This window comes from Pseudovibrio sp. POLY-S9 (assembly GCF_001431305.1).
Taxonomy (GTDB): Bacteria; Pseudomonadota; Alphaproteobacteria; order Rhizobiales; family Stappiaceae; genus Pseudovibrio.
The window spans coordinates 127,278-140,951 of sequence record NZ_LCWX01000122.1 but is presented as its reverse complement, the minus strand read 5'-3'; the positions used below and the strand labels follow the sequence as shown (position 1 = coordinate 140,951).

The 13,674-nt window shown below is 49.1% G+C and carries 14 protein-coding genes; 6 read left to right on the top strand and 8 right to left on the bottom strand.

Features of this window, described 5'->3' with window-relative positions:
• The first annotated feature begins 123 nt into the window (after positions 1-123).
• From PPL9_RS10190 to PPL9_RS10175, 4 genes are all read left to right on the top strand, one after another.
• Positions 124-1,569 carry a sodium:alanine symporter family protein gene (locus PPL9_RS10190; RefSeq protein WP_193757778.1) on the top strand — a complete coding sequence of 482 codons (1,446 nt, stop codon included), beginning with the start codon at positions 124-126 and terminating at the stop codon, positions 1,567-1,569.
• 238 nt (positions 1,570-1,807) lie between these two features.
• Positions 1,808-2,425, top strand: coding sequence for a 30S ribosomal protein S4 (gene rpsD, locus PPL9_RS10185; protein ID WP_057462588.1), 618 nt, complete (start codon positions 1,808-1,810; stop codon positions 2,423-2,425).
• 132 nt (positions 2,426-2,557) lie between these two features.
• On the top strand, positions 2,558-3,523 hold the full coding sequence (gene ttcA / locus PPL9_RS10180; RefSeq protein ID WP_057462587.1) for a tRNA 2-thiocytidine(32) synthetase TtcA: 966 nt from the start codon (positions 2,558-2,560) through the stop codon (positions 3,521-3,523).
• Between the two features lie 99 nt (positions 3,524-3,622).
• Positions 3,623-4,120, top strand: coding sequence for a hypothetical protein (locus tag PPL9_RS10175; RefSeq protein WP_057462586.1), 498 nt, complete (start codon positions 3,623-3,625; stop codon positions 4,118-4,120).
• 553 nt (positions 4,121-4,673) lie between these two features.
• On the opposite strand, the gene PPL9_RS10165 is transcribed toward PPL9_RS10175, so the two are convergent.
• The 7 genes from PPL9_RS10165 to PPL9_RS10135 all read right to left on the bottom strand — a co-directional run bounded on the left by PPL9_RS10165 (position 4,674) and on the right by PPL9_RS10135 (position 10,554).
• Positions 4,674-4,865, bottom strand: a complete 192-nt coding sequence (locus PPL9_RS10165) for a hypothetical protein (RefSeq protein ID WP_057462584.1) — start codon at positions 4,863-4,865, stop codon at positions 4,674-4,676.
• 93 nt (positions 4,866-4,958) lie between these two features.
• On the bottom strand, positions 4,959-5,621 hold the full coding sequence (locus tag PPL9_RS10160; RefSeq protein ID WP_057462583.1) for an HAD family hydrolase: 663 nt from the start codon (positions 5,619-5,621) through the stop codon (positions 4,959-4,961).
• A gap of 146 nt (positions 5,622-5,767) precedes the next feature.
• A complete protein-coding gene (locus tag PPL9_RS10155) occupies positions 5,768-6,646 on the bottom strand; it encodes a hypothetical protein (RefSeq protein ID WP_057462582.1) in 879 nt (292 codons plus the stop codon).
• 153 nt (positions 6,647-6,799) lie between these two features.
• On the bottom strand, positions 6,800-7,135 hold the full coding sequence (gene grxD, locus PPL9_RS10150) for a Grx4 family monothiol glutaredoxin (protein ID WP_057462581.1): 336 nt from the start codon (positions 7,133-7,135) through the stop codon (positions 6,800-6,802).
• Between the two features lie 130 nt (positions 7,136-7,265).
• Positions 7,266-7,499 carry a BolA family transcriptional regulator gene (locus PPL9_RS10145; RefSeq protein ID WP_057462580.1) on the bottom strand — a complete coding sequence of 78 codons (234 nt, stop codon included), beginning with the start codon at positions 7,497-7,499 and terminating at the stop codon, positions 7,266-7,268.
• A 113-nt stretch (positions 7,500-7,612) separates the two neighbouring features.
• Positions 7,613-9,817, bottom strand: coding sequence for a phosphoribosylformylglycinamidine synthase subunit PurL (gene purL, locus PPL9_RS10140; protein ID WP_057462684.1), 2,205 nt, complete (start codon positions 9,815-9,817; stop codon positions 7,613-7,615).
• Positions 9,818-10,041: 224 nt separating this feature from the next.
• On the bottom strand, positions 10,042-10,554 hold the full coding sequence (locus PPL9_RS10135) for a hypothetical protein (protein WP_057462579.1): 513 nt from the start codon (positions 10,552-10,554) through the stop codon (positions 10,042-10,044).
• Between the two features lie 359 nt (positions 10,555-10,913).
• Between PPL9_RS10135 and PPL9_RS10130 the strand changes: the two genes are divergently transcribed.
• Positions 10,914-11,897, top strand: coding sequence for an HlyD family secretion protein (locus PPL9_RS10130; RefSeq protein WP_200962224.1), 984 nt, complete (start codon positions 10,914-10,916; stop codon positions 11,895-11,897).
• A gap of 11 nt (positions 11,898-11,908) precedes the next feature.
• Positions 11,909-12,958: an FUSC family protein gene (locus tag PPL9_RS10125; protein WP_057462578.1), complete on the top strand. Its 1,050-nt coding sequence runs from the start codon at positions 11,909-11,911 to the stop codon at positions 12,956-12,958.
• A gap of 63 nt (positions 12,959-13,021) precedes the next feature.
• Here PPL9_RS10125 and PPL9_RS10120 read toward each other — a convergent pair whose 3' ends face one another.
• Positions 13,022-13,558 carry a peroxiredoxin-like family protein gene (locus PPL9_RS10120; protein ID WP_057462577.1) on the bottom strand — a complete coding sequence of 179 codons (537 nt, stop codon included), beginning with the start codon at positions 13,556-13,558 and terminating at the stop codon, positions 13,022-13,024.
• Positions 13,559-13,674: the final 116 nt, after the last annotated feature.

Below are 13,674 nucleotides of genomic sequence, written 5' to 3'. Positions count from 1 at the left end.
GGAGTGTTGCCTGCCTTGGCTCAAATCCTCTCTTATTTAATTGGTTGTTCTAGGCGGTTCTTGAATTTGTTTTGATACCCAATCGGCACCTGCGGATTTGCTGGAGTCGAAGCCTTGGATATCATCAATACTGTTGTCGATTACACCAACACCATCCTCTGGAATTACGTTCTGCTTTATGGCTTGCTTGCCGTTGGTGTGTTTTTCACGTTCCGGTTAGGCTTTATCCAGTTTCGTTATTTTGGGCAGTGTTTCAGCGTTCTTCTCAAATCGAGGCATGAAGATCGCAACGGGATCAGCCCGTTTCAGGCTTTATGTACCAGTTTGGCGTCCCGTGTTGGCACCGGCAATATCGCAGGGGTTGCAGTTGCGCTGACGCTGGGCGGGCCGGGGGCGATCTTCTGGATGTGGATGGTTGCTTTGGTTGGTATGGCGACAGCTTATGCAGAAAGCGCGTTGGCCCAGCTTTATAAGGTTGAAGATGACGACGGCCAGTTTCGCGGTGGTCCGGCGGTTTACATGGCCGCTGGTCTTAAAAGCAAATTGCTTGGTCATATCTTTGCAATTGCTTTGATTTTTGCTTTTGGCATCGTGTTTTCCGCCGTGCAGTCCAACTCCATTGCAGATGCTATGAATAGTGCATTTGATATGCCGGAAATTGTCACTGGTGTTGTGCTCGTTTTAGCCGCTGGGCTGGTCATCTTTGGTGGCCTGCGGAAGATCGCGCACTTTGCAGAGGTTGTCGTTCCGTTTATGGCGATTGCTTATGTGGTGATCGCGTTTGGTATTCTGGCTGCAAATTACGAAGAAGTGCCCGGTGTTCTGTGGAGTATCGTCGCGCATGCCTTTGGCCTTGAAGAAGCGGTTGGCGGGATATCTGGTGGTGTGATGGCAGCGCTGCTGAACGGTGTCCGCCGTGGTCTTTACTCCAACGAAGCTGGCATGGGGTCTGCGCCAAACATTGCTGCGTCAGCTGTTCCTGATCCGCATCATCCTGCTTCACAGGGCTTTGTGCAGGCGCTGGGTGTTTTCATTGATACGATCGTGATCTGTACTGCGACCGCATTGATTATCCTGCTTTCCGGCATCTACGACCCAACAACAGGTGTGACGGGTATATCGTTGACACAATCTGCGGCGGAAGCACATGTGGGCGACTTTGGTGTCTACTTCATCGCTGTTGCGATCCTGTTCTTTGCATTCACCTCGATTGTGGCGAATTACTCGTATGCGGAAAATGCCATGATTTATCTGGAGCATGGCTGGAAGCCGGGGCTCACAATCCTTCGTGTTCTTTCGCTGGCAATGGTGTTTTGGGGTACTTTGCAGACAGTCGATACTGTATTCAACGCAGCGGATGCCGCTATGGCTGTGATGGCGACAATCAACCTGATTGCGATTGTGCTTCTGGCGCCAAAGGTGTCCTTGATTACCAAGGATTACATTAAGCAGCTTAAGGAAGGGAAGGAGCCTATGTTTGATATTGCCGAACATCCTGAACTTGCAGATGGTGTTGATGCTACGATCTGGAGCAAAGAGCGTGGCGAAGAAGCGCAAAGGCGCTATTGATAGTGCTCTTATTTCTCAGCTGTTTGCTGTCATATTCCGTTGACTCTTGCGAGCAATTTCAATAGGAATGCGCTGTTCATGGCGGTTCCTATGGAGCCGCTTTGATTTTACGCACCCGTGTGGTTCGGCATGCGCTATTTGCCAGGACCGCTGTCAATCTTTATGAGCCTTTGGGTTTGTGAAGGAAAAGGAGGGCGCGTTTCCTTTAAAATTACAGATAAACGCTAAGGAAACTGCGATGTCTAAGCGCCAGAGCGCCAAGTATAAACTAGACCGTCGGATGGGTGAAAACATCTGGGGTCGTCCTAAAAGCCCTGCGAACCGTCGTGAATATGGCCCAGGCCAGCACGGTCAGCGTCGTAAGGGTAAGCTTTCTGACTTTGGTGTGCAGCTGCGCGCTAAGCAGAAGCTGAAAGGCTACTACGGCAACATCTCTGAGAAACAGTTCCGTAAGACTTATGATGAAGCTTCCCGTCAGCGCGGTGATACTTCTGAAAACCTTATCGGTCTTCTCGAGTGCCGTCTTGACGCAGTTGTTTACCGCGCAAAATTCGTTCTCACTGTGTTTGCTGCTCGTCAGTTCATCAACCACGGTCATGTGAACGTAAACGGTCGCCGCGTAAACATCGGTTCTTACATGTGTAAGCCTGGTGACGTTATTGAAGTTCGTGAAAAGTCCAAGCAGCTGGCAATCGTACTGGAGGCAGTACAGTCCGCTGAGCGCGACGTTCCTGACTACCTTGACGTTGACACCAACAAGCTGACCGCGACATTTGCTCGTGTTCCTGCTTTTGGCGACGTGCCTTACCCAGTTCAGATGGAACCAAACCTGGTTGTGGAATTCTATTCCCGCTAATAGGTTTGATCCTGAAGGATTTGATTTGGGCTGCCCTTTGGGTGGCCCTTTTCTTTTGGTGGTGTTATTCCTCCCGCAGCATATTGCATTCGCCATTGTATGATTGAGAACGAGTGAAGATAAGATAACGCCATGAGCCAGTTAAGCGCAGAACATGCCACTGATACAGCCGCTGAGGACAAGAGTTTCGATTCGGAGTGTCATTCACTTTTCCGTGAGGTGCCAAGTTCGGTTGAGTTCAAAAAACTGCGTAAACGTTTGCTGCGTGAAACTCGTCAGGCAATTTCTGACTATAAGATGGTTCCGGATGGGGCGAGCCCGGAGAAAACCAAATGGCTTATTTGCCTTTCTGGCGGTAAAGACAGCTATACTCTGCTTGCTGTTCTGATGGATCTGAAGTGGCGCGGTCTTCTTCCTGTTGACCTGATCGCCTGCAATCTTGATCAATCCCAACCAGATTTTCCGCAGCACATTCTGCCTGAGTTCTTTGAGCGCTACCAAATCCCTAACAAGATTGTGCGTGAGAACACCTACGGCATTGTGACCGACAAGCTACCTGAAACGTCTACTTATTGTTCCCTGTGTTCTCGCCTGCGCCGCGGTATTTTATATCGCACTGCTCGTGAGCTGGGCTGTGAGGCAATTGTGCTGGGGCATCACCGGGACGATGCTTTGGAAACCTTCATGATGAATATGTTCTTTGGTGGTCGTATGGCATCCATGCCGCCAAAGCTGGTGAATGATGAAGGTGACCTGATGGTGCTGCGTCCGCTGATGAACTCCTCTGAAGCGGATATCGAGAAGTTTTCCAAGGCAATGGATTTCCCAATCATTCCTTGCAACCTGTGTGGCTCACAGGATGGCTTGCAGCGTGTTCAGGTGAAGAAGATGTTGCAACAGTGGGAGAAGGAGACGCCAGGCCGGCTGGGCATTATGGCTCGTGCTCTGGCGCATGTGCGTCCATCTCATTTACATGATGCACAGGTGTTTGACTTTGTTGGCCTGCGTCCTAATACGGGTGAGCAGGGAGAGAGTGATCAGGAACCTTGCTCCGCTGCTGCTGCGATGACTGAGAAACTGTTTGGCAATGAGTTTTAGTCATTTGGCTTAACTGCTGTAATTCTAAACCGCTGCATCCTTTGATGGAGCGGTTTTTGCTTTTTTCCGATAGATTGATCAGTTGGATTGGATAGAGACATGACACCACTTCGATTTCGGGCACGCAACACGGCTTTGGTTTTGCAGAACGTCTTTACCGCGCTGATGTTTGTGGTGTTCTCACAGTTGCGAGGGTTTGCAGATCTCTCTCCGTTGCTTGAAGAGGTGTTTGGCATAAGCATCACCACATTCTTTCTGATTGGCATTACCATTGCACTTGGCACTGCTTGCATCTTTCATCTTCCTTCGCTCAATTATACCGAGATTGGAAAAGACGGGATTGTTTATCACCGTGCTCTCATTAAGCGCAGATTGGCCTGGAATGAGATTGAGAGTGTGGATGTAAAGCAACTCAGCTTTATGGGGTTTAAGCTGGCCAAACGCGTTGTGCTCGATTTGAAGGGGAAGCGGAAGTTTCCCTATGCTCAAGCCGTGCGTGGATTGGGCGTTGATGGGGTGTTGCCAGGCACCTACAAGCAATCTCCAGAAGAAATGGCTGAGCAAATCAACCAGTTTCGTTGTCTCAATGGTGTTTGATTTTCAGTGTTCCCGGAGATTCCCTGCAGTATTTTAAATTCTTGTTAGGTAATAAAAATACGTAAATCGCGAGAAATAATTGCAAAAACTACGCGATTTTACCTATTCAATAAAGATTGTATCCAGATCCTGTAACTAAAGTCGAATTAAGACAGAATTTCAGCGATTAAGCTGCGGTTTAACGTGGTGATATTTTTTTAGTTTCTCGATGTGAATTTTCCACGAAAGGCATTGGAGGTAACTATGAATATGGTCATTGATGGCTTGAACGGTATTGGATGGAAAAAGCAGAGAGATACTGCTGATCAATCCTGTCAGTGCGGTTCCTGGAAGTTGCACTGGATCAGGCATTCAAAACGTGACTGGCCATCTACCTGCAGCAATGCAGAATGTCATAAAAAACCCACCCAAGGATCACACCTGAGATGGCTGAGCGGAAGTCGCGCTCAGATCGTTCCACTGTGTGATAGCTGTAGCAAGCTGACTGAGCGCTTTAACTTACGAGACGGTGTTATCACCGTGGTGAAGCAGCAGTATGAGTGCAGCTGAGTTCTCACTTCATCCCCCCATAGTACTTACAGGCGTCAGGGCCGTTTAGTAGAGACGGCTTTTGGAACACGGTTATGTGGTTGCACTCGTAACGGGCGAGGCCTTCCTTCGTGGTTGGCGTAATAGCCGCGGCGACTGCACCCATCGTGGTGCCTGTGATTACGCCTAGGAGCAAAACTCTCAGATAAACTTGCATCTCTCATCCCCCGATGAACTGTTGATGAGACTGTTTTAGCAAGGGGAATGTGAGAGAGCTCTGAGAGGTGTGTTCATTCAGCGTTCAGGAAGGTTAAGCGGTCAGGCTACTCCAGTTAACCTCTAAGCACTCTGCCTGCGCTATTGCTTCTGTGAAGTTTTTGAGGGGTAGGGCATCTGCTTTTTGATCGTGGGGAGCAACATGGAGTGCACTCCAACCTGCTTCGCGGGCGGGCTTGATGTCTTTTTCCAGATTATCGCCAATGAACAGAGCTGTTTCCGCGATAAAGTCGTGTTTGTTCTCAAGCTTGCGAAGAAGGGATACGCTTGGTTTGCATTTCGCCGGGAATGTATCACCACTGGCGTACGCAAAGTCGACGTGATCCAGAATTCCAAGTTTGCTCATGACAGCCCATTGGAAATTTGAAGGGCCATTGGTCATGACACCAATCTGGCAGTCAAAGTTTGCCTTCAAAAGTGCGATTGCTTCAAAAATGCCAGAGAAAGGAGTTTGTGCCTCCGCCCACCTCTGGGTGAATGTTGCCAGTGCATGCTCCTGTTCGTCAGCCCGCATGTCTGGGAAACAGGACTGCACAGCCTCCAACCCGGTGTGCTCGCCATTGTGCAGCATGTGGCGTAGCCAAGTGTCGCTGTGCTTGTTGAACTGCTCACCAAAAATCTCAAAGAACATTTTCGGGTAGGATGCTTTGTGATGACAAATTGTGCCATCCAAATCGAAAACAATGGTCTTAAACATATGCTGCCTGCTTTGGAGGAATGCTTGCAGAATAACCTAATGGTTTTGAGTGCCTGACAACAAAAAACGGGCCTCCGTGTGAAGGCCCGTTTTAAAGGGCTTTGTAGGAAAATATTTTATCAAGCCGATACTCAGATGAGAGGATTTTAAGGTGCTTTTTCTTTATCCTGCGTTGCGAATGCAAAGCGCCCATCCGCCTTCCATTTTCGATATTCCGGTGGCAATACTTGTATATTGTCGTCTTTTATTTCGTAATGCTTCCACGGATGATGGGTTCTTCCAGCTAAGAAAAGATGGCCATCATAAGTCATAAGAATATGAGTGGTTTTATCTTCCAAGAAATGCATTGCTTTCGGAGAATTGTCTAAAATCTCAAATTTATCAAAATCATTGCGATCAACAAAGAATGCATTTAGCTGAGTTGTTGCAACTAGTTCATAGCCCATATCTTTTGCTTCTTCGCAGATAGCGAGTAAGGAATTTCCTTGATTCACTGAAAGATCTCGCGCTTGCAGGAAATAAATGTCCAAAGATATGCAGGGATTAAACTCAATGCAGACAACGCGCGGACGATATCGCTTTACATCTGCCCAGATGTGGACGTCACAGCCGTCAATATCGATTGACAAAAAATCAAAATTTCTTGGGAGCTTCTCACGAAGTTGGTCGAGATGAAAATCCAGATCAGTGTGCTTATCTAGGCCAACGTATTCAAATAGTGGGAGTACTTGTTCGTTTTCTTTGTATAATTCTTCGAGCAATTTGTAACGTTGCTTTGTTGGCTCAAATAAGATGCCCTTCCAACCTTTATTCTTTAATAGGTTAAATGTGTTGCTGTGATGTTTTCCATCGGCTGCACCCACGTCGCATAAAACTTTGTTCTCCACTCCAATAACATCAAAAATCTTGTCGATGATGCCATCTTCGCCATATTTGGTGACGATATTTTTTTTGTATTTTTGCAACCAAATTGAATGTGTGTTGCGTAAGTCTTCGGGAAGAAATTTAATGGTTGGCTCGGTCATAGCGCGCTCCGAAAAGAATACTAACTAGAGCTAGCACAGTGAGATGGGCGCCTAAACCTCACAAATGAGATGGAGTAAGGGTTCGTGAGTGAAAACGAAAAAACGGGCCTCCGTGTGAAGGCCCGTTTTATAAGTTTTATGGTCAGCAGAGATTTATGCAGCTGGTGCGATCTCGATGTCTTTTTCTGACAGAAGTGCCTGGAGTTCCTGAGACTGGAACATCTCACGGATAATATCACAGCCACCAACGAACTCGCCTTTGACGTAGAGCTGTGGAATTGTTGGCCACTGGCTATAATCTTTGATGCCCTGACGGAGGCTATCGTCTTCCAGAACGTTATGACCGACGTATTTTACGCCAATGTAGTCCAAAATCTGCACAGACTGGCCGGAGAAGCCACACTGTGGGAAGTTTGGAGTGCCTTTCATGAAGAGCACTACATCGTTGTTTTCTACTTCGTTTTTGATCCAGCTTTGGATATCGCTCATGTCGTCGAGTTCCTTTCGCTCGACCGGGGTCAAAGCCCGGTGACCGTGATTGTATATTGTTCGTAGTGCGGCACTCATATGGGAACTTGCAGGGATAATGCAAGAGAAAGGTCGCACTGCCTTAGTTTTGTTATTCCGGAGCAGAGGTCTGCAACGCCAATGCGTGCAAATCGTCGCCCATTTTACCCTTAAGAGCCTGATACACCAACTGGTGCTGCTGTACGCGGGATTTACCGCGGAAACTCTCTGAGATAACGACAGCGGCATAATGGTCGCCGTCACCTGCCAGATCTCTGATTTCCACGTGTGCGTCTGGCAAAGCCTCTTTGATAAGGTTTTGTAGTTCGCCTGCGTCCATGGCCATGGGTATGCCTCCTTGCCCGACTGGGTTACTTCTGTTTGGCTGCTTCCCTCACCCAAATGAGGAGGGAAGCGAATCTTATTTAGAACTCAGTTTAGCAGTTCGGTGGACGAGTATCAGCTCGCCTGCATAAAATGTGGGAACCATCCCTCGAAAGCATTGTTCAGCTCTTCAACTGATGCACTGATTTTATCACCAAGAACAAGAGTATCACCTCCAGTCTTACCGATTTCTTCCGTGCTGATACCAGCGTCGATCGCATCTTCCAAGAAGGCAGCGAGCTTTTCCTCTGCCACAGTCACAACATAGCGACTTTGATCTTCGCCAAACAGAATGGCATGAGGATGTTCGCCGGTGATTTTTACAGTAGCACCGAGCTTGCCTTTGATGGCCATTTCCGCAAGAGCAACAGCAAGGCCGCCAGACGAGATGTCGTGAGCTGCTGTGATGCGGCCCGCGGTGATGGCTTCACGTACGAACGTTCCGGTGAGCTTTTCAACTTCCAGATCCACTGAAGGAGGGGCACCTTCATCGCTGCCCAGAACTTCCTGCAGGTACTGAGATGAACCGAGGTGTTTGCCTTTGCCGCCCAGCACGATGATGGTTTCACCAGCGCTGACGAATGCACTGCCAACGCGCTTGGTCACGTCTTTGAGCAGGCCAACGCCGCCGATTGCAGGTGTTGGCAGAATGCCCTCGCCGTAGGTTTCGTTGTACAAAGACACGTTACCGGAGACGATCGGAGTTTCCAGCACTTCGCATGCTTCACCGATGCCTTTCAGGCAGCCAACGAACTGGCCCATGATCTCAGGCTTTTCGGGGTTGCCGAAGTTCAGGTTGTCGGTGATCGCCAGCGGAAGGGACCCAACTGCGGACAGGTTGCGGTAGGTTTCTGCAACTGCCTGCTTGCCGCCTTCATATGGGTTTGCGTAGCAATAGCGCGGGTTGACGTCTACGGAGAATGCCAGACCCTTGTCTGTTCCGTCCACGCGGATGACGCCAGCATCACCGCCCGGAGTTGCTGCGGAGTTGCCCTGAATGAGGGTGTCGTATTGCTCATAGACCCAGCGACGGGAGGATCCGTTAGCGCCACCGATAAGCTTCAGCAGAGCTTCTTTGTAGTCTGCTGGCTCTTCAACGTTAGCTGCTGCAATTTCTTCCGGCTCAGCCCAATGTGTCCAAGGACGATCATACTCAGGAGCTTCGTCACCGAGTTCCTTAATTGGCAGATCGGCCATGACTTCACCGTGCTGCTTCACAACAAAGCGCAGAGTATCTGTGGTTACACCGCAGATTGCGAAGTCCAGTCCCCACTTGGTGAAGATGGCTTCGGCTTCTTTTTCCTTGGATGGCTCTAGAACCATGAGCATGCGCTCCTGGCTTTCAGAGAGCATCATCTCATAGGCACTCATGTTCTCTTCGCGGGCTGGGACTTTGTCGAGATCCAGATCGATGCCGAGGTTACCTTTTGCACCCATTTCAACTGCTGAACAGGTGAGGCCAGCTGCGCCCATGTCCTGAATGGCGATGACTGCGCCGGTCTTCATCAGTTCAAGGCAGGCTTCCATCAGGCACTTTTCAGTGAATGGGTCACCAACCTGAACAGTTGGACGTTTCTCTTCAATGGAATCGTCGAACTCAGCAGAAGCCATTGTGGCGCCGCCCACGCCGTCGCGACCTGTTTTGGCGCCAAGGTAGACTACAGGAAGGCCAACCCCTTTTGCTTCAGACAGGAAGATCTTGTCAGAATCTGCAAGGCCCGCTGCAAATGCGTTGACCAGGCAGTTTCCGTTGTAGGATTTGTGGAACTCAACTTCGCCGCCCACTGTCGGGACACCGAAGGAGTTGCCGTATCCACCCACACCGGAAACAACGCCGGATACGAGGTGGCGGGTGCGTGGATGATCTGGCTCACCGAAGCGTAGAGCGTTCATGGCTGCGACCGGACGTGCACCCATGGTGAACACGTCGCGCAGAATGCCACCAACGCCAGTTGCTGCGCCCTGATATGGCTCAATGTAAGACGGATGGTTGTGGCTTTCCATCTTAAAGACGACTGCCTGCCCGTCATCGATGTCGACAACGCCTGCATTCTCGCCCGGTCCCTGAATAACACGAGGTCCGGTAGTCGGGAGTGTCTTCAACCATTTCTTGGAGGATTTGTAAGAGCAATGCTCGTTCCACATTGCGGAGAAAATTCCGAGCTCGGTGAAGGTTGGCTCTCTGCCAATCAGCTCCAGGATGCGAGCATATTCATCTTCCTTAAGACCGTGGGCCTCAATGAGTTCGGGGGTGATCTTGACGCTATTTTGGATCATCACACTCAGAAAATTTGGGCGCAGTGCGCCGGGGCCAAATGTCACGGGCTGCTTAACAGGATTCATAGGAAAATGGAAACTGTCGACACCGTTTTTTTGGTTTTTTTGCTGCCAAGGCATGGTTTTTTGCAGCTTGACGTCAAGTCGCTTTGTTGGAAAGTAAGTAGGCTGTAATTTCTTGAATTGACTGAAAAAATTTTCACCTCTGATTGGCGATTTTTGGGTTGTCAGAAGGTTATTTCGCCCTGAATTGTGGTGACGGACATGGACTTATTGGGAAGAGCCATTCTGCTCCATGTGCCGCTGCCTTTGGCTGTGTCCCATTTTTGATCACCACCAAGGATTGCCCAGTTGCCGGAGTAGGTTCCACTCTTAACTGTCGTGATTTCATAACTGAGAGCGAAGGGCGTCCCATTCTTATCTTTCAAACTGCAGACGCCACCGCCTTGGACCTGCATGTTTTTGACGACAGCGCCTCCGAAGCAACTGCCTGATACAAAGTCAAAAGGGTCCTCTGGGTTATCGCTTAAGAAGATATAATCAGCGTTGATGCGCTTAAGATTGAGCTGATCCGTCACAATTGCGTTGTTGTAAAGGCCAAAGGTGGCCAACTGGCCTGTGTGGGAGAAGCTTGCGGCTCGAGCATTAACCTGTGCTGCATTGGCGCTGAGCGTTGTCGCTGCAAACGTAGTGGCGAAAACGGTTCCGAGGACGGCAATTCTTTTCGCGAGGGGGGGCATCACAGATAGTCCTTTGCAGGTTTGCCTGACAACTGGGCCAAGCCTATGCGTTTTCGCGATGCAACCACACCTGCTGATCCCCTTTCAACGACGACCTTTTGAACTGGTTAGGTTTTTGTTTCGCGTTCTGCAACGAGCACGTGTAAAAACTTCACATTTCAGAAATCTTCGTTAACCTACTGTATTTACTACCTACTTTGAATTTAGAGGGATGGTTTTCATGATTTTAAAACCCTCATTTGCGATGCTTTCTCGTGCCTCCAAATGGGTGCCTTTTGCCAGTGTTTGACGCTGGTTTGTCTAACAAGAATTCGCCGATACTTATGTTTTGCGTAGTGTCAGGTGAGCGGAGATAAAGGGTGCCTGGAGGCATTTATCATATAAGTGGTCCGATCAAGGTGATCTTAGGCGCATGCGCCTTGATCGGCGCTTATGTGGTGCAAGACTACTTCTTCACCTACACTGCTGATGCCTACGTCTCCGCTGATGTCGTGCGCGTTGCTCCAGAAATTTCCGGATTTGTTACAGAAGTTCCCGTTGACCGAAACCAGAAAGTCGGCGCGGGGGAGCTTCTTATGCAGATTGATCTTGAACCGTTTGCTTTGGCCGTTCAGGAAGCCCGTGCAGAAGAGGCGATGTCTCTGGCAAATCTGCGTCGGTCTGAGGCGGAGGTGCAGGTTGCTGAGGCTGCTGTGACAGCGGCTGTTGCAAAGGTTGCCAATCTGTCTGCACAGCAGCAGCGTTTTGAAGAGCTTACGGACAATGGTTTTGTCACCCAGCAGCGTTTGGATAACATAACACTCTCGCTGGAAGAAGCTAACGCGGAAACTGACTCTACACGTGATGCTTTGAGAGCGGCCACGCACTTGGTTGAGGTGATGCGCTCTACTTATGAAGCGGCTCAAGCTGCTACTGCTCTGGCGCAATATAACCTTCGCAAGTCCTCGCTTCTATCGCCTGTTGATGGTGTGGTTAGTGAGTATTCGGTTAATCCGGGTAATTATGTACTGGAGGGGGTTCCTCAACTGGCGCTCATCACCAATAGCAACTGGAGGATCATTGCCAACTTAGTTGAGCGTCACGCAGCTCGTCTCATTCCCGGGCAAACGGTGTGGTTTCAAGTTTCCAGTGATCCTTATCGCATTCATAAAGGCACGGTGAGATCAATCGGGCGCGGTGTATCGAGAATGGATGCAGATTCGAGGGTGTTGCCTTATATCCCGTTGACAACTGCGTGGATCCGGCTCTCTCAACGCTTTCCTGTCGAGATTGATATGGGCGAATACCTTAAAAATCATCAGCCGATGCATGGCGGTGACGCTCGCATCTTCCTTGTGCATTAGGGGAGAAGCAGATGAAGCTGGATTATCATAATGGTTTTCGAACTGCTTTGATGGTGACACTTGCTTCTGTTGTTGCGCTTGTTGTGGATGCGGATGATCCCTGGTGGGCGGCGATGTCTGCCATGACTGTTGCTAATGCCGATTGGACCAATGTGTGGCGCAAAGGAGCTCAGCGGCTTTTTGGTACGCTTGCTGGCGCTGCATTTGGCTATATGCTTGCTATCATGTTCAGAAACATTCCGATCTTCCAAGTGATTTCAATTGGAGGACTTGCTGCGCTCGCGGTTTATAAACGGATGGCAAGTCCAGATTACAGCTACGCCTGGTTGCTTGGGATCATTACAGCGATGCTTGCAATTTATATCTCAGTGGTTGAGATAGATGCGCTCTTTTCTAAGATGGTAGACCGGAGCGTTACTGTTTTGATTGGGGTTGGGGTTGCTACGATTGTCATGTATTGGTTGACCAAGGGTAGCTCAATCAAGGTTGGTTTTGGCCCCATTGGTATTAGCAGGCTTGAGGAAGTTGACCATAGCTGGGTTACAGCTCTTTGCATTACAGGTGCAGTGGTCGCGGTAGCCGCACCAATCATTTATGTGAAGCATGATCTGGTTGCTATGGTGCAGATCACGATTACGTCTCTTGTGGTCTTATATGGGCCAGTTCAAGATGTGAAGAAAGTTGCCTTAAACAGGTCTGTTGGGTGCCTGATAGGTGGCTTGCTGGGTTTACTGTTAGTTGTGCTGGGTCTGCAGTCATTCTTCTGGTGGGTGATCGCAGTTTTTTGCGGGCTGTTTTTTCTCTGTTCACTCCATCATAGCACAAGTTATTGGGCTTATGCCGGGACACAAGGCGGTTATGCCTTTGTTATTGCTGCGCTTGCGTCTTCCGGGCCGATTGACAATATCGAAGGGGTGCTTGACCGTTTGGTTGGCGTGCTTTTGGGGGCGGTCCTGGGAATTATAGTGCTGTATGCTGTCAGAATTTGGCAAGGGGCTGAACTCAAGAGTATTGAGCATATTGCCGATAAAAAATCTTCGCAAAAAGTAGATGACCAATAAAAAGAGAGGCTGTGAAATCACAGCCTCTCTGTGCATCAAGAAAAGTGTTTGTGGTACAATTGATTAAAGAGCCCCAGTGTATTCACCGCGAGCGGGATAATCATTCTTGATGCAGAAGTCGAGAGCACCGAGCATTGGTTTAAAGTCAGGACGTGCAAATGGCATAGTCTGCACATTGCCGAAGTAGAGAGTGCCGTCAGGCTTTACAAAGAACAGGCCTGGTTCAGCAAAGAGACCTGGCTCTTCGATACCGATAGACGTTTTTCCGCGGCCTGCTGAAATGAATAGACCCCATTCACGTGCTTTTGTCAGAGTAACGCCATAACCAACGCGCAGTTTATCTGCTTTAATCGCATTGGAAAATGTTTGGGCACGGTCCTCTGTATCGGTTGAGAGGGCGATGGTTTTCACACCACGTTCCTCAAACTCTGGTGTCAGGCGTTCCAGTTCTTTCAGGTAGGTTGCACAAATGGGACAGTGCAGACCACGGTAAAAAACGACCAGAGTGGCAAAGTCAGAAGCATCGGCTGACAGATCGAATGTACCACCACCAAGAAGGTTCGCAGATAAGCTTGGGACTGGCTTGCGAGGGATAAGCATTGTTATTCTCCTGAGCTAAATTTTCTTTTTGTAGCTTTGCTCAATTCGATTTCTTGAAAAGGCAATTAGCAGTGGTCGATTTCTATTTGATATGATATTGAACGTTTAATTGCTTT